Origin of the sequence: Paludibacter sp., assembly GCF_009712605.1 — a bacterium.
Taxonomy (GTDB): Bacteria; Bacteroidota; Bacteroidia; order Bacteroidales; family Paludibacteraceae; genus Microbacter.
Genome location: NZ_WASO01000015.1, coordinates 77,619 through 97,370, shown reverse-complemented (window position 1 = coordinate 97,370; position 19,752 = coordinate 77,619). Strand labels below are relative to the sequence as shown.

The 19,752-nt window shown below is 45.4% G+C and carries 13 protein-coding genes; all 13 read right to left on the bottom strand.

The window, feature by feature from the left end; all coding sequences use genetic code 11:
* Window positions 1-8: 8 nt before the first annotated feature.
* On the bottom strand, window positions 9-1,163 hold the full coding sequence (locus F8N35_RS12960) for an alpha/beta hydrolase-fold protein (protein ID WP_293053773.1): 1,155 nt from the start codon (window positions 1,161-1,163) through the stop codon (window positions 9-11).
* An 8-nt stretch (window positions 1,164-1,171) separates the two neighbouring features.
* A complete protein-coding gene (locus F8N35_RS12955; RefSeq protein WP_293053771.1) occupies window positions 1,172-2,350 on the bottom strand; it encodes an alpha/beta hydrolase-fold protein in 1,179 nt (392 codons plus the stop codon).
* An 8-nt stretch (window positions 2,351-2,358) separates the two neighbouring features.
* The gene (locus tag F8N35_RS12950) at window positions 2,359-3,573 is read right to left on the bottom strand and encodes an alpha/beta hydrolase-fold protein (protein ID WP_293053768.1); all 1,215 of its coding nucleotides are present in this window, start codon (window positions 3,571-3,573) and stop codon (window positions 2,359-2,361) included.
* A gap of 258 nt (window positions 3,574-3,831) precedes the next feature.
* Window positions 3,832-4,980, bottom strand: a complete 1,149-nt coding sequence (locus tag F8N35_RS12945) for an alpha/beta hydrolase-fold protein (RefSeq protein ID WP_293053765.1) — start codon at window positions 4,978-4,980, stop codon at window positions 3,832-3,834.
* A 17-nt stretch (window positions 4,981-4,997) separates the two neighbouring features.
* Complete coding sequence (locus tag F8N35_RS12940; RefSeq protein ID WP_293053762.1) at window positions 4,998-6,203, bottom strand: alpha/beta hydrolase-fold protein; 1,206 nt, start codon at window positions 6,201-6,203, stop codon at window positions 4,998-5,000.
* Window positions 6,204-6,376: 173 nt separating this feature from the next.
* Complete coding sequence (locus F8N35_RS12935) at window positions 6,377-7,498, bottom strand: alpha/beta hydrolase-fold protein (protein ID WP_293053761.1); 1,122 nt, start codon at window positions 7,496-7,498, stop codon at window positions 6,377-6,379.
* Between the two features lie 39 nt (window positions 7,499-7,537).
* On the bottom strand, window positions 7,538-8,725 hold the full coding sequence (locus F8N35_RS12930) for an alpha/beta hydrolase-fold protein (protein WP_293053759.1): 1,188 nt from the start codon (window positions 8,723-8,725) through the stop codon (window positions 7,538-7,540).
* 20 nt (window positions 8,726-8,745) lie between these two features.
* Complete coding sequence (locus tag F8N35_RS12925; protein WP_293053756.1) at window positions 8,746-10,071, bottom strand: family 43 glycosylhydrolase; 1,326 nt, start codon at window positions 10,069-10,071, stop codon at window positions 8,746-8,748.
* A gap of 25 nt (window positions 10,072-10,096) precedes the next feature.
* Window positions 10,097-11,743, bottom strand: coding sequence for an alpha-galactosidase (locus F8N35_RS12920; RefSeq protein ID WP_293053753.1), 1,647 nt, complete (start codon window positions 11,741-11,743; stop codon window positions 10,097-10,099).
* Window positions 11,744-11,761: 18 nt separating this feature from the next.
* Entirely contained in the window at window positions 11,762-13,318 is a 1,557-nt protein-coding gene (locus F8N35_RS12915) for a glycoside hydrolase 43 family protein (RefSeq protein WP_293053750.1), read from the bottom strand.
* 486 nt (window positions 13,319-13,804) lie between these two features.
* Window positions 13,805-15,904 carry a glycoside hydrolase 43 family protein gene (locus F8N35_RS12910; protein ID WP_363928388.1) on the bottom strand — a complete coding sequence of 700 codons (2,100 nt, stop codon included), beginning with the start codon at window positions 15,902-15,904 and terminating at the stop codon, window positions 13,805-13,807.
* 194 nt (window positions 15,905-16,098) lie between these two features.
* The gene (locus F8N35_RS12905) at window positions 16,099-18,069 is read right to left on the bottom strand and encodes an alpha-L-arabinofuranosidase C-terminal domain-containing protein (RefSeq protein ID WP_293053747.1); all 1,971 of its coding nucleotides are present in this window, start codon (window positions 18,067-18,069) and stop codon (window positions 16,099-16,101) included.
* A 40-nt stretch (window positions 18,070-18,109) separates the two neighbouring features.
* Window positions 18,110-19,744 (bottom strand): alpha-L-fucosidase, encoded by a 1,635-nt coding sequence (locus tag F8N35_RS12900; RefSeq protein WP_293053744.1) that lies wholly within the window; start codon window positions 19,742-19,744, stop codon window positions 18,110-18,112.
* Between the last annotated feature and the right edge of the window lie 8 nt (window positions 19,745-19,752).

The following is a 19,752-nucleotide window of genomic DNA, read 5'->3' as shown; positions in this document are numbered from 1 at the left end:
ATCGTTTTCTATTTCTTGAATAATTTAGGTACAAAATCGTGCAATGCTTTCCGCCATACATGCCATTCGTGAGCTCCGGGGAAATAGTTGTATTCCAACTTAAGTCCCTTTTCTTTAAATGTTTCAATGGTTTTCTTTGTGTATTCGTACGAATGATCCTGCTCTCCGCTGGAGATATAAAGCAATTTCAGTTGCTTGTTAAAGTTTTCGGGATTGGTGAAGATGCCGGGAATTTGTTTTTCAGCATCAAAAATATTGCCGTTCACCCCACGAAAAGCGCTCGAGCTGAAGGCTCCCACCCAGGCAAACTTATCAGGATTCAGCATCCCGATCCAAAAAGAGGTACCGCCGCCCATCGAAAGTCCAGCAATGGCACGATGTTCGCGATCGTTCTCAATCCGATAGTTTTTGTTCACAAACGGAATAATTACATCGACCAGTTCGTCTTTGAAAAGATCCATGAAGTGGTTGGTCGATTCGGTGTTGTAACCCGCACCAATGTTGCGAATAACATACTCGTTGGTAGTAACAACAATCATTGGAACGGCTTGTTTCTCTGCAATCAGGTTATCCATAATAATATCCAGATGCCCCTGTTTTACCCAGCCGGTTTCATCTTCTCCGGCGCCGTGTTGCAGGTAAAGCACCGGATATTTCTTCGTCGGATTTTGTTCGTATCCGGGAGGGAGATAGACAAAAATCCTGCGCCACGAGTTGGTTTTGGATGAAAAATAGCGTTTGCTTTGAACCGTTCCGTGAGGGACATCTTTTATAAGATGAAAGTCAACTCCCGCTTCCGGAATCTCGATACCACTTGCTTCGCGACTCATGCCGAAAAAAGTGTCGCTTGCCGGATCGGCAACTGCAACACCATCAATCACTAAAGAGTAGTAGTGAAAACCCGGAACCTGAGGATCGGTAGTAACCGTCCAGAATCCATCACTACCTTTCTCCATATCGTATTTCTTTCCCAAATCAATCTGCACCTTTTGTGCTTCGGGTGCTTTGATCCGAAACGCAACCCGCAGGTCGGGCAAAATACGCGGATATTCGGCGCCGGCAATATTGGTTACTGCCGGTGTCGAATTATCAGATTGCTGTCCGAAGCAGACAATGGAAGTCTGCAACAGAACAGCAAAAAATAATAGAAACGTTCTTTTCATCCAATCAATTATTTATCCTGAAATAACAATGGAGCAAAGCCATAGAGGCATTTACGCCAGGTTTGAAAGACATGTGCAGTGCCGGGAGCTTCGTAATACACGTGCTTTATCCCGTTCTTTTGCATCTGTTCATGAATGGCACGCCCTGCATTCGCTCCCTCTTCCGAGCCCTGACCAATATAAAAGACTTTGACTTGCTTTGAAAAAGCATCCGGTTTGGTAAGCAATCCATTGTAAGCCGTCGCTATTCCCGAGAAACCAAAAGGAGCAGCGCTGAAAACGCCGATACTTGCAAATTTATCGAGATTAGTTTCGGAAATCTGATAGGTTTGCGCACCTCCGAGAGATAGGCCGGCAATAGCCCGATGCTCCCGGTCGGAAAGCGTACGGTATCGTGCATCGACCATCGGAATGATATCTTCTATCATCACTTTGGTAAAAGCATTCCAGAAAGGATCCATTCCACCCGGACGTTGAGCAGCATTAGCAGATCCGGCAGGACTCTGAGCTCTGCGTGCTGCAAGATTAATTCCCGCAAGACCGCCATCTTCCATAACAAGAATCATCGGTTTGGCCTTGCCCTGAGCAATGAGGTTATCGAGAATAAAATTGGCTCTGCCCTGACTCTCCCATGCACGACGATCCTGATTCATGCCGTGCAACAGATAGAGAACCGGATAGCGGGTAGTGCCATTTTGCTCGTATCCAGGAGGAGTATAAATATAGGCATGACGCATTTCGCCGTTCGATTTGGCCTTGTACCACACCGAACGAACATCGCCATGTGGCACATCTTTTATATCGTAAAAATCGACGCCTTGCTCCGGAATTTCAATGCAACTATAAATATGACCCGCATCATAAAATGTTTCGCTCGAAGGATCGTTGAGTTCAACGCCGTCGATTTTAATAGAATAGCAAAGAAATCCGGGGGTCTGAGGTTCTGTTCTACCTGTCCAGTAACCATCTTCTCCCTTCGTCAGAGCAGTATTACCAAGACTCACCACAACACTTGTTGCTTTGGGAGCATTGATACGAAAGATTACGCGGTGCTGAGCATCGACACGCGGATAATCGGCACCGGCAACATTGGTTGATGCCGGTTTCGAATTATCAGCTTCCTGTCCGAAACAGACAAAAGCAGTCTGCAACAGAACAGCACAAAGTAGCAGAATCGTTTTTTTCATCGAATTAATTATTTATCCTGAAATAAAAGCTGTGCATAACCATACAGGCTCTTGCGCCATGTCTGGAATTCGTGAGCGGTGCCCGGAGCTTCGTAATAGACGTTCTTTACACCAGCTTTGTCGAGCGCTTCATGAATAGCACGACCGGAATTGGGACCTTCTTTGGAACCCATGCTTACGAAGAATACCTTCACCAGTTTGGCAAATTCAGCCGGTTTCTGCAACAACCCGTTGTAACCGGTTTCCACTCCCGGGAACCCGAACGGAGCGCTGAAAATACCGATATGCGAGAACTTGTCTAAGTTGGCCTGCGAAATTCCGTAGGTTTGAGTACCTCCAAGAGAAAGCCCTGCAATAGCACGGTGTTCGCGATCGGAAAGCGTACGATAGTTTGCATCGATAGTCGGAATCAGATCGGCAATCATTACTTTACCGAATCCATCCCAGAAAGATACCATGCCGGCTGGTGCACCCATAGGACCACGCGGAGCCTGACCTTGGGGAGCTCCCGGCTGACCTTGTGGACGAGGTCCTGCAGGACGACGTGGGCCTCCACCCATACCGGCAGCAATGCCGCCGTCTTCCATCACAATAATCATCGGTTTGGCTTTTCCTTCAGCAATCAGATTATCGAGGATAAAATTGGCACGTCCCTGAGTCGACCAGGCACGACGATCTTCGCCCATACCATGTTGCAGGTAGAGCACCGGATAGCGTTGTTTTACATTCTGATCGTATCCCGGCGGAGTATAAATGTAAGCATGACGATATTCGCCTGTAGACTTGGCAAAATACCAGAATGAATTAACATTACCGTGAGGCACGTTTTTGATGTTATAAAAGTCAACACCATCTTCGGGTATTTCCATCCCGCTCATCATTTTACCTGCACCAAAGAACGATTCGCTTGAAGGGTCAGCAACCTCAACTCCGTCGATCTTCAGGGTATAATAATGAAAACCGGGATCTTCGGGTTGTGTTACTCCTGTCCAAAAACCGTCTTCTCCTTTGGTTAAGGGTGTATTGCCCAAACCTACCGAAACAGTTTGTGCTCCCGGAGCACGAAAACGGAAATAAACGCGGCGCTGTGAATCGACACGCGGATAATCCTGTCCGACAATGTTTGTCGAAGCCGGCTTTGTATCGGCCGGATAGTTATTTTCTTGGGCAAAGCTAACGGCACTGATTGCCAGACTTAGCATTGCCATCACAATTTTCTTCATGATCTTATTTGATTAAACATTATACCGTTTAATTCATTTCTTAATTTTCGCATTTGACCTCTCCCCTAGCCCCTCTCCCGAAGAGAGGGGGAAAATCTGCAAAATGAATTGAATTCTAAATATTTCACTGTCTTGCTCCTCCTCCCCTTGGGGGAGGAGGTTGGGTCAGACGATAAATATCTGACTCCGACACGAAGTCGTCGTGAGAGGAGAGGTCTGCAATTAAAATTTCTATACACTTAATCGATATAATGTCTGTTATTTGAAAATTAAAGCTGCAAATTGATTCAAATCACGTCTCCAGGTAAGCCATTCATGAGCCGTACCCTGCGATTCATAATAGGTATATTTCACACCTTGTTTTTCCAGCATATCGCGGAAAGCTTTTACCGAACCCGGGAATGGTGCCGGTTCTACCGTACCCAAACCAAGCCAAAAGAGTTTGATTTGCTTGTTAAGCGCTGCTCCATCTTTGAACTTACCGCCCATAAATTTATCTACATCAATGGCTTCGGTACGCGGATAGTTGGATGTTCCGCTGAAACCTGCAATGTAAGAGAATTTATCCAGATTGTTCATCGTAATGGTGATAGTCTGGTTAGCACCCATCGACAGACCGGCCATGGCACGGTGCTCGCGATCGGAAAGCGTACGGAAAGAAGCATCGATCATCGGGATAATTTCGTTTATCATCACCTCTTCAAATGGGAAGGCACTCTTACTTGGTGCGCTTGCATTGGCTTTGGTTGCATAACCATTATCCATGACGATAATCATCGGCACTGCCTTTTTTGCAGCAATCAGGTTATCGAGAATCAAATTGGCTTTCCCCTGAGTAGGCCAACCGGTTTCATCCTCACCGCTACCATGTTGCAAATAGAGCACCGGATAACGTTTCGACGGATTCTTATCGTATTCGGCCGGAGTGTACACAAAGCAACGACGCCATGAGTTAGTCACCTTCGAAAAGTACATTTTCTGACTGACCAAACCATGAGGTACATCCTTCTGTGCATAAAAATCCTGATCGGGAGCCGGAATTTCGATGGCACTACCCCAACGGCTGGCACCATAAAAATAGAGACTTCCCGGATCGGGCACCGAAGCACCGTCTACATTGAGCTGATAATAGTGAAAACCTTCAACCTGTGGAGCAGATTCACCTGTCCAGACGCCTTTATCGTCTTTTTTCAGGTCGTACTTCACGCCTCCGATATCAAGCTGAACCTTCTGCGCATTCGGAGCAGGAATGCTGACCCGAACCCGTCCTTCGGAGTTCACCTGTGGAAACATTTTCCCCGGCTGGTTAACCGACGACGGTTTAAAATCTTCCACGACAGATTGCGCCTGAGCTACTTGACAAGAAACAGCCGCAATAAAGGCTATAAATACATGTTTGATATTCATAAGCTAAATGCCTTGATTTATTTGAAAAGAAGCGGAGCAAATTCGTGCAAACTACGTCTCCACGACTGCCATTCGTGAGCAGTTTCGGGAGAAACATAAGAAACGCCTTTGATGCCAACTTTTGTCCACTCTTCGGCAGCTTCGCCAATACGAGCTGAACCACCTTCGCGACCGCCAAAGCTCATAAATACCACTTTGGTATTTTTCTTAAACGAATCGATGTCTTTGATTTCGGAAGGAACAAATGTTCCGCTGCTGAACATTCCAACGTATGCAAATTTGTCAGGGTTTGCTACAACGATAGAGTGAGTTTGCATACCACCCATGGAGAGCCCTGCCATAGCACGGTGTGCCTGATCGCCAACCACGCGGAAGTTTGATTCTACGAAAGGAATCAAGTCGTTGAAAAGTATTTTTTCAAATTCAGCGGCAAAGTTTATTCCGCCGCCAGGGCCTGCCATTCGGGGACCGTTACCGGGAGCCGGTGGTGCAGCATTGGGTTGCCCTGCACCGGGACGAGGAGCTCCGGCTGGCCTCGGACCACGTGGCATTCCGCTCATATTGATACTGCTGTTTTCCATCACAATAATGAAAGGAACGGCTTTTCCTTCAGCAATCAGGTTGTCCATAATGAGACCTGCGTGTCCCTGATTTCCCCATCCGGTTTCATTTTCGCCCATACCGTGCTGGAGATACAACACCGGATATTTTTTGCTGTCTTTATCGTATCCCGCCGGGGTATAGATGTAAACACGGCGAACGCTTTTGGTTGTATTTGAATAGTACTGCATTTCGCGCAATTGACCGTGAGGAACGTTTTTAACGGCATAAAAATCCTGATCTTTAGCAGGAATTTCGATACCACTTCCCCAACGACTTGCTCCGTAATAGTACAAACTTCCCGGATCGGGCACCGAAGCTCCGTCAATATTGAGCTGATAATAGTGAAAACCCTCATCCTGCGGAGCCGATTCGCCTGTCCAGACTCCTTTTTCGTCCTTCTTCAGGTCATATTTCACGCCACCGATGTCGAGTTGCACGCGTTGAGCTTCAGGAGCCGGAATACTCACGCGAACCTTTCTTTCCGAATTCACCTGAGGATATTCTTTCTCTTGTTGGGTAGTAGGAGTTTTTTTGAAATCTTCCACCGCGGCAGTCTGAGCCAAACAAAGCCCGCTGGTTAATGCTGCTGTCAACAAAACAGCTATTGATCTGTATTTCATGAATTTATTTTTAATACTGTTATTGAATTATTCAAAATGATTATAGGATATATTACCTCGTCCAACCTTCCAGGTTGTAATTAGGTGAAGGATTATATTCACCGCAGGTCAGTGACCTGCGGTTATGAAAATAATGCCTTTCAGGCTATCAGGCAAAATATCAGATACTTGTTTTATTTGAAAAGCATTGGAGCCAGTTCTTTCAGGCTACGACGCCATGTAAGAAACTCGTGAGCTGTATTTTCGGAAACAAAAGAGACCGCATTGTAACCGGCTTCTTTCAAAGTAACGGCAGCTTTTTTAACCATATCAGGATTTTCACGGCTACCACAGCTAATGAAGATCAGTTTAGGAGTTGCTTTACCTTTCAGTTCTGCAGGATTGTAAGTACCTCCACTCAACAATGCGTAGTAAGAAAATACATCGGGACGAGCAAGTGTAATCGCGTGGGTTTCCATACCACCCATAGAAAGACCAGCCATAGCACGGTTTTCTTTATTGGCAAGTGTACGGAAATTGGCATCCACATAAGGAATCAATTCGTCAACAAGCACAGTCTGGAAAGGAACATAGCTGAAACTGCCGATAGTAACGGGTTTAGCATCATTGGTCATACCGTAAGTCATTACAATGATAAACGGTTTGATTTTACCTTCGGCAATAAGGTTATCCATAATCAGATTGGCATGTCCCTGGTTGCTCCACGCAGTTTCATCTTCGCCCCAACCATGTTGCAGGTACAAAACAGGATATTTTGTCTTTGCATTTTTGTCGTATCCGGCAGGAGTATAAACAAATGCACGTCGTGAAGTGTTGGTGCTTTTGGAAGGAAACAGAATTTGTTGTACGTTACCGTGAGGAACATCCTTCAGGGCATAAAAATCTTTGTCGTGAGCCGGAATTTCGATACCGCTTTCCCAACGGGTAGAACCGTAGTAATTCATTGCGCCCGGATCGTTAAATACGCCACCGTCGATGGTCAGGTGATAGTAGTGGAAACCTTCGTCCATCGGGCCGGCAGTTGTTCCCATCCACGAACCGTCTTCTGCTTTGGTAAGAGGAGTTCCGCCTTTAGCGCCACCCAATCCGAGGCTTACTACAATGCTTTGAGCCTGAGGAGACACTACACGAAAACGGGCATAACCCTGTGAATTTACCTGTGGGTACATTTGTCCCGGTTGATTACATGTTGAAGGTTTGAAATCTTCGATAACGGCAGATTGGTTTGCCTGAGCCAAGCAAACACTACTGGTAAGTACTGTCGCAAAAGCAACAGCTAACATTTTGATTTTCATGGTTATAATATGTTAATTATGGTTGATAAAAACGTACATTTATTTGAATAATAGTGGTAGAAATTCATGTAAAGATCTGCGCCAGGTAAGCCATTCGTGCGCCGTTCCCGGTGACTCGTAATAGACATTCTTTACCCCTGCTTTGTCAAGCGCTTCATGCAAATCCTTAATGTTTGAGTTGCCTTCGCGTTCAACAGAACCAGTACTCAGAAAGAATGTCTTCACCATACGGTTAAATGCAGGAACATCCTTATAAATAGTTTGGATCGCCTGATCGTTTAACCCGGGACTGAATCCTCCGATATATGAGAATTTATCGAGATGTGCAAGGGTTATGGTCAGTGTCTGAAAACCACCGAACGACAAACCAGCCATCGCACGGCTTTCCCGATTGGGCAGCGTGCGGAAATTTGAATCTATGAACGGAACCAGATCATCCAGGAAAATGGGATAAAAATCACTCCCGAAATTCATCAGAAACTGAGTAAATTCCTTTCTACTTTCTTCCGAAGCTCCCGGAGCCGGCATTGCCGGACGCTTTTTCATATAAGCGATATTGCCATTATCCATCACAATAATCATCGGCTTACACTTTCCTTCAGCCAACAGATTATCGACAATATTGTTCATCTTTCCCTGAATAGACCAGCCACGTTCGTCTTCTCCCATACCGTGTTGCAAATAAAGAACGGGATATTTGACATTCGGGTTTTTATCATATCCGGGGGGAATATAAACAAAGCAGCGACGATAACGTTTTTCATTTTTCGAATAGTAAATCACCGATTCCACTTTCCCGTGAGGAACATTTTTGGGAAGATAATAATCGACTCCAGCTTCGGGCACCTCTATGCCACTCTGCATGCTACTTCCGCCAAAGAATGATTCGCTCGACGGATCGGCAACGGAAACACCGTCAATCAAAATCGTGTAATAATGAAAGCCAACCACCAAGGGATCGGTGGTTACCATCCAAAATCCATCGGACGACTTTGTCATTTCATATTTTTTGCCAAGGTTCAATTCAACCTTCTGAGCATTCGGAGCACTGACCCGAAAGATTCCCCGTAATTGAGAATCAAGGCGGGGGTATTCGGCTCCCGGCACATTGGTCGATGCCGGTTGCGAATTGTAGGAATTCTGCGCCTGCAATCCTAAACAGCTCAGACAAAGAAGTAAGCTACCCACGAGTGCATATTTTCCGGCAAATAGATTTTTAAAATTCATAAGTTAATCCTTAATTGCTTCTATTCGAATCGTATCCAATCGACTTCAACCGGTTTGCTATCCTGCGAAACAACACACAAGTTGTAAACTCCTTTTTTCACGCCGGAAACAGGAACTTTAATGGTTGTCCAGTCACTACTTTTCGGAACATTGATTTTGGCAACAACGGCTCCATTAGCATCGTTAAGTTTCAATTGCAAAGAGCCTCCTGTTGCTGATGTTGCTCTAACCTGAAGCGACTTGGCACCTTTCTTGGCAAAGTTCACAGCATTATATTGCACCCAAGCTCCCGAAGCATCGAAAATCGTTTTCCAGCCTTTGAATGTATCGGCTGTATCAAGAAATGCAATCGTTGCTCCCTTTTCGCTGATTTTGCTGTAACGATCTAGTTGAATTTCTTTCGTAGCATCCGACAAACCAACACCACGGAACGTAGGAATAACTTTTTTGATAGTACCATCGGCATTGAATGTCAGGCTATCGACTCTTACCGAACGGTTTTTGTCAAACTTGGGAGAGTAGTCGCGGTCGTGATAGAAGAGATACCACTGATTTTTGTAGTTGACGATAGAATGGTGATTGGTCCAGCAGTTCGACGGAGATTCGTCCATGATGACTCCAACCGGCTGATAAGGTCCCATAGGACTGTCGCTCATGGCATATTCGAGGCGTTCGATTTGGTTGGCAACGTGCGGATAGGTGAGGTAATATTTGCCATTGCGTTCCATCGCAAACGGACCTTCAATTAGCCCTTTGGTAGGTAGATTGGTGATAGTTTGTACCGGTCCATCCACTTCAATCATGTTATCTTTGAGTTTGGCAACACTGATACGCCCCATGGCTGTAAAAATGTAGGCTTTACCGTCTTTGTCCAAAAGTACGCAAGGGTCGATACCACGAATACCTTCCACCGGTTTGTCCAGTACTGTATAAGGACCTTCAGGCTTATCAGCTGTAGCTACGCCGACTCTGCCTCCAACAGGGAAGTAGAAATAATATTTGCCATTTTTGAACACACAATCGGGTGCCCACATATCGTAATTGATCTTGGTCAACCAGGGCACTTTGGTCTGCGTAACAATCACTCCGTGATCGGTCCAATCCGTAAGATTATCGGACGAAAACACGTGATAATCGGCCATGCAAAACCAATCTTTCCGTAGGTTTTTATCTGGAGGCGTAGGTATGTCGTGCGATGGGTAGAGGTATACTTTTCCGTTGAAAACACGTGCTGTGGGGTCTGCACTAAACTGGTTGCGGATAATCGGATTTTGAGCAGTCACATAAGAAACAGCTAACAGTCCGAGCATAGCGCCAAAAATCAATTTCATCTTATTGTTTTTCATTTGTATTATGGTTATCAGAAATTTGTTACAATTTATTGTTATTCAGGTTAATTTCAATCTTATCAATATCAGGAGCCCATCCTTTTGCATTGGAAATCCGTATCGTATTGTATCCTTTGTTCAGTTTCACCGAAAGCGACTTCTTTGCCACCACACCTTTCCCGCCCGAATTCAGACCGGCAAGCGGGATTTTCTTTTCGTTGACAGAAAGCGTTGCTGTTTTGGTATTTTCGGAAGTGTAATACAAAGTGAGCGTATAATTTCCGGCAGCTGCTGCATACACATCGCGGAACTCAATATAGTTATCTTCGCGGTTGCCGATTTTGATTACTTTGGTTTTTCCGGAACAAGCCGCATCCGTCAGCGGCCTTGCCTGATCGGGAACAATTTCACTATTCTCCGTCAGGTTAAAGTTGTTGATCCAGGCATATTCGGCCTCAAAGACGTCCTGCAATTTCGTTTTTTGTGCTGTCACCTTCACCAACGATATGCCATGCGCGGGAATGGTAGCCGTATATTCCGACTCCATGGTTCCCAAATCGGTACGAGCCCAGAGATCACGTACTTTGGCAGCACCTATAATATTGAGATCTTTCCAGCTAACGGAGCCCGAGGTCGGTGTTGTCTTTAAGTTGAGCAGCGCTACCGCAAACTCTTTGCTTTGGCGACCGTTGAGATGTTTTGCCCACACCTGTACACTATCTTTTTCGAACAGCAGATGAGCCTGCAAACCGGTCGGATCCTGATTAACGGCAATTACTTCGGGGTTGGTAATAATCGATTTGGTTTCGTCGCTGATTTTGGTCATGTCGAGCCCCAGAGCCAACGGCGAAGAGAGAATACACCACATGGCAAAATGGCTTTTATCTTCTTCAAACGACAAACCACGTCCTACCTCCAGCATATCCATATCGTTGTAATGTCCCGGACTAGCATACGGAGCCAGAAATTTATTCTGGTTGATGATGCCGATAATGCTTTTCCATCGCGCCTTCGATCCGGGAACAAAATTGATATCCTGCGACATACGCCACGAATCGGCAATGGTAGTTACCCATGTTCCGGGGAATTGCCAGCGACAAACATTGAAGTTGATGTCGGTACGGCCGGTATTGTTCATTGCCTTACGGATTGCGGTGTAGCGGGTTTTCTCATCGAGTTTTTGCTTCAATCCGCCGCAATAGTCCACTTTCAGAAAATCAAATCCCCAGGTTTTGAAGAAGAGATCGATATCCTGCTGATCGTGACCGTAAAGTCCACCGCCAACGCCTCCGGGTTGTCCGCTATACTGCGACCCGCAGGTATTCTCGCCGGCTTCGCTATAAAATCCTGCTTTCAATCCTTTTGAATGGATATAATCGGCCAGATATTTCATTCCATTAGGGAACTTGATCGAATCGATACGCAGGGTTCCGTTCGGATAGCGAAGATTAAAAAAGCCGTCATCAATATTAAGGTACCGGAATCCGGCAGCGGCAAGACCCGATGAAACCATTGCGTCAGCTTGTTTTTTTATCAGCGCCTCGTCAATTTTTGCTCCGAACTGGTTCCAGCTCGCCCACCCCATCAACGGCGTACGTGGAGTTGAAGTGTTTGATTTCCCTTTGGAATTAGCCGGCATAGTTGCCAACAAGAAGGACAAAACAACCAGGCCAAGACTTAATTTTCGCATAACAGTTTTTTCAAGGAGTTATTTGGAAATCTTATCGGAAATACGGAAATAATCGAAATCGACATAACCGCCCGGGGTTTTGGTCGAATAGTTGAACAAACCAAAGCGATAACCCATAAAATGCGGCATCGAATACTCCATTTTCAGTTGAGAGCCTATCGGAAGCCACGTTTTACCATCGAGACTGTAGAAGAAATATCCGATATCGATTTTATCCCTGAAATCGCACTCCGCTTTCAAATAAACTATTTTCTGTGTCAGTGGAACAGTTTGTGCCTCAACCGGAACCCGTGCCGAACCGTTTACCATTACAATCGATTTGGTGCCATTAGCAAACTTCACCCCTACCTGCCCGAATTTTCGCTGCAAAAGGGCAAGGCCGGCAAAATCACCCTCTTTCATATTCGTTACATCAATAGCCGTAATGCCAGAAGAAACCGGACCGAAAGTACGTTGTGTCAACGTATTTTTTGCCTGCAAGAACAGAGTGTCAACGCGTCCGGTTGTCAGGCGCAGATAGCCTTTGCGTTTCGTTACCGACCAAAGAGTGTTATCGGGATTGTGGTTCCACTGCCAAACCAATGGCAAAGCAGGTTCGCCGGGTTTGCGGGTAAATTCGTCAGATGCGACAATACCCGGATTGATGCCTTTGCTTGCAGGAAGATCGAGCGATTCCGGCAATTTTCCGTTTACACCAATCATCGGCCATCCGTTTTCCCACTTCATGGGTACGATATACGGAATGCGACCGACCGCTCCGTGATCCTGAAACAAATAAGCAAACCATCTTCCATCAGGAGTATCTACTATACCACCCTGAGCCACACCCTGATCCTGAAAAGCGACTCTGCCTTCCCAGGGCCCGGTAAGCTTATCGGCTCTATGAACAAGAACGGTACGCATTCCGCCGCGCGGCCAGCATATATTGAACAAATAGAATTTGCCATCATGTTTGAACAACTGAGATCCTTCAGCAGGAAGCATGACATTTCCGGCAGGTGCGCTTGCATTTTCGATAAGTATTTGATTTAACCCTCCTTCTTTCACACCGGTCAAATCATCGTTCAGTTCGATAATACGCAACTTGCCCCCCCCAGTTATCAAGTAGGCTCGATCATTGTCAAAAACAAGTGTGCAGTCATGATATCCCGGCTTAAATTCACTCACCTTCCAATTACCTTTTTCAATGTCATTGGTTCTGAAAATATACGTTTTGTCGGTAGTTTGAGCATATGTTGCAATGTAATAAGTCCCGTTATGGTAACGGAGGCTGCTAGCCCAGGAGCCTTTCCCGTAGTTGTTCTTACCATTATTCAGATCCAGAGCATCCATATTGCCGAGAGTAGAATAAGCGTAACCTACCATCTTCCAGTTGACAAGGTCTTTCGATTTCATGATTGGCACTCCCGGATTCATGTGCATCGTAGTACTACTCATGTAATAGGTATCGCCCGCACGAATCATCGACATATCGGGCACATCAGCATATATAATGGGATTATGGGCTTTACTGTCCTGCGCAGAAAGTATTGTGACATTCAATAAACAGACACATAGCAAAATAAAATTTTTCATCTGATAATAATTTTCTTTTTAAGGTCTTATTAAACTCCGTGTTACACCATTTCATCATCTTCAAGGGCCTTGAAAAATGGATTATTGATGATGCAACATCTCATCAATCAGCAAATGCCAATTGTTTTTAGCCAAACAAACCAATGTTTTATTTCAAAAACAATGGCTTCTAGTATATTATTTTTAGAATAAACGTATTACAAGAGCTACCTGCCTCAAAGAGACAGGCATCTTCGGGTGCCATATAAAAAACTTCTGTTGCTTCAAAAGAATGAAAGCAAAGCCACCCGGGAATAATACGTCGTCAGTAGAAAGGTTTATATCTTCAAAAAATCCCGCTTAATTCGGGGATATATCACCTGTCTGTTTAAGATCTGATAAACAGATAGACCTTAAACAGACAAAGTATGTATTGTCGATTAGATAGCTTTTCTTTCACTTGGTTTAAATGCACTCTTGTTTTTTTATAACAAATCTTATCAACAACTATTCTCCAACAATTTTCCAACTCAATACCGTTCCATCCTTGCGGTTGGGTAACGTTCCCGGGCGATCGGCAGCGTACGGTTCGCCGGTTCCCGGAGTCAGCCCTACGTAACGATTGGTTTTCAACGACAGCAACATGCATTGATTGTGCAACATATCCTCCCACTGAAATAAGCCTCCGTCCGATTCCTGCTTCATCAGCCGCACATCACCCGAAATACCGATACCCACAACAGTAAGGAAGCCGGTGCCATTCAATGCTTCCAGCGCTACCCTACCCTTACCTCTGTCGTGCACCCGGAACTGGCATCCGCCACCCTGAGCTTCTTTGGAACCCGCTGTTGAAGAGTGCATCATTCCGTGGGGATTAGCCCATACCGGAGCATCTGTTCCTAAATTAATCATGGTAATTATTTTCCCAACAGGAATATTGTGCGAACGGTCAGCAAGCGGCTCCACAAGTTTGAAATCTTCAAAATCGGCATATCCGCCTTCTTTGCCCAGCGTATTATAGGCAAACAAGGCATAACGCGAACCCTGGAAAGTTTTCAATTGATACGGTAAACGGATAGAATCACCGATGTTGGTAAAGTTCGTTCCATCGGTGCTATAGCTAAACTGAGCAATGTCCTTTTCGTAATCGCCGGATGCACGCAGACTTATTTTGCCGGAGGTCAATTTTTCTTCAATAGTCCTGTTTTTGTATTGATCGTAGAAACGAAGTACAAAACCGTCAGCATTCTTCATTACACCCACACTGGCATAAGGCATATTCAAATAAGCCAAACCCGCATAGTCACCCGGTTTCAAAGCACTTGCATCCAGCACGGCTGTGGCATACGACTCTGGGCCAATGACGCGTTGGGTCAAGGTATTTTTTGCCCAAAGAAAATCGTTGGCAGGCAAAGTATGCAACCGCAATGCTCCTTTTTTCTTGTTAAGCTCCCATTTGGTAGCCACCGGATTATGGTTCCACTGCCAAACGGATTGCAGTGCTGGACCTGAAAAATCATCGTTGCGCTGATAAGGAGCTGAGGGCATCGTCTGTGCAGCCACATTGGGTTTGAGCCAGGTACGAGGCGAACGGCCCAGATTGCCCGGAAGTCCGAAATAGGGCCAGCCATCCTGCCAGGTAACCGGCGACAAGCATGTGGTGCGTCCCACCGACATAAAGTCGATCATCGAAAATCCCCACCAGTCGCCATTGGGCAAATCGACAATACCGCCCTGATGCATTGGCACAGCACCGAAATAATTGTCGGCAGCCGGAGTAAGTTTGAATTTAAAACCGGAAGCCGGAACCTTGGACCCAAGACCTACATTATCCGTTAACCATCCCCGCTGAAAACCGAAGGTCTCTTCGGCTCTTATAACAGTGGTTTCATACGGACCGTAAGGCTTGTCGGCACGGGCACACTGCATACGCCCTGTGGGAGAATAGTTGGCACTGATAATGTAATATTTGCCCTTTATTTTGTACATATGATGACCTTCGCCCATATTGTTCCCGGCAGGAATAATAATCTTGTCGCTCCCTTCGACAATGCCGCTAAAATCGGGTTTTAGCTCAACCAAGTGAACCTCGTTGTATTTGTAAACGGCATAAATTTTCCCATCTTCGTCAAAGAGAATGGATAAGTCATAAATCTCTATATTGAGCGGTTTATGTATCCACGGCCCCTTGGGATCTTTGGACACAAATACCTGCATCCCATGGTTATTCACGTTGGTAAAAATGTAGAACATACCGTTGTGATAGCGGATACACGGTGCCCAAATACCCTGTCCGTATGCCTCCTTACCATTTTCGAGATTAAAATCATCTCCTAAATTCAGATTTTTGAAACAATAACCTAAGAATTCCCAGTTAACCAAGTCTTTGGAGTGCATCACGACCACTCCCGGCATAGCGTGCATGGTGGTACCTGCAAGATAAAAATCATCTCCCACACGAATCATATCAGGATCGGAGAACTCGTCGTAAAACAGAGGATTGGTATAAGTACCATTACCGTTGTCGGCGGTCCACGTCTGAGCAAAAGAAATGCATGTAGACAAGGCAACCAAGACAACCAGCATGAGGCTCTTTCTATGGTGCATGGCAATAAAGATTATATAAATTAGATAATTAAGACATTAATGTATAGCTGTTTGCACTCTATGACCTCTCCCCTACCCCTCTCCAGAGAGAGAGGGGAAAAATCTGCAATATAAATTAAATTCTAACAATCCTACAGCCTTACTCCTCCTCCCCTCGGGGGAGGAGGTTGGGAGGAGAGGTCTGGTATTAAGATTTATTTTTTTGTTTTGATTCTAACCACAGTTAATGACATGGCCGGAGCCGAATATTGGAATGATTTTCCGATCTTGACCGTCGATGCTACCGGGAGTACATTTTGCGGATTATCAAACGTATTTTCGACATTGGCATCCCCGCTCAAAACTGTCTGCTCGGCCTGCGGAATAATCGTTCCGAACTGACCCAAATTGATTTTCATCGATTTTGGAGCGCTTCCGAAGTTGACCATTTTCAATATGACATCACCGGTTTTGCTGTCACGCACACAAGATGCCGCCAGATTCACATCCTTTTCGTCTTTCGCAATCACTTTGTCGAAATAATAATCGCCCTGATTGGCCGAGAACATCTTCTGCACATAGTAATTCGGAGTCGGATTGATCTTTACATTGTCAAAAAAGATCATGTCGGTTTTCCACTGTGTAAAATCTTTTTTTGCCAGCAAAGGAGCATACGAAGCCATGCGTACTACATCGCCATTTCGTTCGAGTGCAGTCATATACGCCGCCTCAGCGATCGCATTGCGCAGTTTGTTTCCCCACGAAGCATATTCGCCCAGATAAACCTCAGTCGCATTGCGTTTATAAGCATCATAACGATGCTGATGAGAGATAAACCATTCTGGACTAGTATAATAGTGTTCGTCTACAATAGGAATTTTCAGGTCATCAGCCAGCTTCCATCCTTTGGTAAAGTCTTCACCATCGGGAGCCGGGCCTACAGTTCCCACTACCGTAATCTCAGGATGTTTTGCTTTGACAGCTGCAAAGATCATTTTGAAACGCTCTTCAAATTCGGGAGTAATCTTATCCTCATTGCCAATGCCAACATACTGCAGATTGAACGGAGCAGGATGACCGGCAGCGGCACGTTTGGCTCCCCAGACGGATGTTGCAGGACCATTTGCCCATTCAATCAGATCCAGCACTTCCTGAATGTACTCCTGCATTTCGTTCATCGGCAACGCCTTTTGACCGATTCCTCCTACCTGCCATGTACCTCCCGAATTCTGACAACTTACAGCTGCCGGCAAAACGGGAAGAGGTTTGGCACCGATGTCTTCACAAAAACGGAAATATTCGTAATAGCCCAGCCCCGCAGTTTGATTATAGCCCCAAATATTGCGTTGTTCCTTGCGGGTTTCGAGCGGACCGATGGTGTTTTTCCAACGATACATATTGCCTAATCCATCACCATGCGCCAAACAACCACCCGGGAAACGGATAAAGCGAGGCTTCATATCGGCCAGCATTTGTGCCAAATCGGCACGCATTCCGTTCTCACGGTTTTTAAATGTTTTTTCCGGGAATAACGAAATCATATCCAATCCCACTTTTCCTGTATTGGTAGCCAACACGACCAGATTGGCGGTATCGCAATTCGCCGAGGGAGTAAGAGTTGCAGTATATTTTTTCCAATCGGAAGCAGCCACCGATACGGTCGTCTGTGCAAGAATTTTTCCTTTCAATGTTTGGAGACAGATGGTAAATGACACCGGTTCGTTTCCAAGCTGACGGGCAAACATAGAAAAATTATACTTATCGTCCGCCTTTACTACCATGCCCTCAAAACCGGAATTCTTTATTCCCACGCCCGAAATACCTGTATATTTTGCCTCATGTCCTATATGTTCGATATCCAGCAACACGTAATGCGGATTGTTGGGATGGATGGGCGCAGCTGTTTCTACATTGATTCTGCCATAAGAAAATCCGGGAGCAACATATTCCCAATACGAAAAGGGATTCCACGTTTTCTGCTCGGTAGGATTGTATTCGAACGAACGGTTCTGTACCATTTCTGCATACAACCCGCCATCGGCAGAGTAGTTGATGTCCTCAAAAAACAATCCGAAAAGATCGGAACTGATTTTTTTACCCCCTTTGGCAGCCTGCGAAGTTGTAGAAAACAGCAAGCATGCAAGGATAATTACAGCACAGGATAGTTGATATCTGAAGTTTTTCATCGAATGAAGTAAGTGTTGGTGTTGATATTAATATGAAGTGTTACTGTTGGTAAACCTTGAAAACAATAGCAATCGGATTCGGAATCCGGTTCGGTTTCCCGATTGTCAAGCCCTCGGAGTTCTGGTTCCAGTTAATTTTCTCATTGCTGCCAAGCAATTCGATTTTCCTGATCTTGTTTTGTCCGTCGGTCTTCAGGTTTTTAACAACCACATTGGCATCCGGAGCTCCCATAACCGTTACGTACAGAATCTTTCCATTTTGATTGAACCGGATATCTTTGGCCGAAAATTTAATTTTTCCTTCGTTAAAGCCCTGTGCATTGATCGGATTTTTGGCTTCGGCAGCCGGTCCTTCTCCAAAAATTTTCCACGGACGGGTATCGAAAATACTTTCCTTGTTGATGTCCATCCAAGCTGCTATTCCTTCCACCACGGCAATTTCCTTTTCGTCGATAGTACCGTCGCCGCGCACAGGGACATTCAAAAGCAGGTTACCGTTTTTACTTACCACGTCAATCAGCATCTGAATCACATCTTTGGCCGATTTATAGCGATTGTTTTCATAAACAGAAGTATTGTAATGCCAGTCGCCTATACACGAACAGGTTTGCCAGGGAAGATCCTGTATTTTATCCGGAGCACCGCGCTCCACGTCCCAAACCATGCATTTCTTCTGGTTATCTGTCAATATTTTACCAAACAAAACAGCTTCCAGCTTCCCTTTATGCAATGCCATATTGCTGTTATAAAAATGAGCAGCAATTTTCAGTCCGGCATCACTGACGGGATAAAGCGGCAAAGCTGTATCATCGAAATACAACAAATCAGGATGAAACTGATTAATCATGTCGACGGTTCGGTTGTAAAATTTCTCGCAATACTCCTGCGACGGAATAGCAACGCCATTGCCCCAATCCCATTGACTATGTATTTTAGTGATATTGTCGCTACCTTCGCTCAACGGATGGTTTTGAGCATACAATTCCTGCGGATCGAGACCTTCCCACCACGTTCCTTTTCCATCGGCTTTGGTAAGTTTGCCATCATACGGAACGCCTGCAAGTTCACCTTGTTTATCGGATCGTTGAGCCACTTCGTACCACGACCAGGCATGAGCCGCATGGACACTCAAACCAAACGGCAAATGATTATCCTTAGCCGCCTTTGCCCAGCCGGCCAGAATATCTTTGTGCGGACCTACCCTTACCGTATTCCACTCCTGATATTTGCTGTTCCACATATCCAGGTTATCGTGATGGTTAGCCATGGCAAAGAAGTATTGAGCGCCGGCACGCTTGTAAAGAGCCACTAATTTTTCAGGATCCCAGTTTTCAGCCTTCCAGCTATTAATCACCTCTTTGAACCCGGCTTTCGACGGATGCCCGTAATGCTCTACATGCCATTTATACTGATAACTTCCCTCATTATACATCGAGCGGGCATACCAGTCGCCCTGCCCCGGCTGGCATTGCGGTCCCCAATGCGCCCAGATGCCGAATTTAGCATTTCGGTACCATTCGGGCGTCTGATATTGCGACAACGATTGCCACGTTGGCTCGAATTTGCCCGGAGCTACCGGTTCATTGTTCGAACGAACAGGAGAACTGTACGACTCCTGTGCCTGAGCTGCACCGCAACAAAGGGCAAAAACAATAAATAGAACTTTGATTTTCATGGTATAAT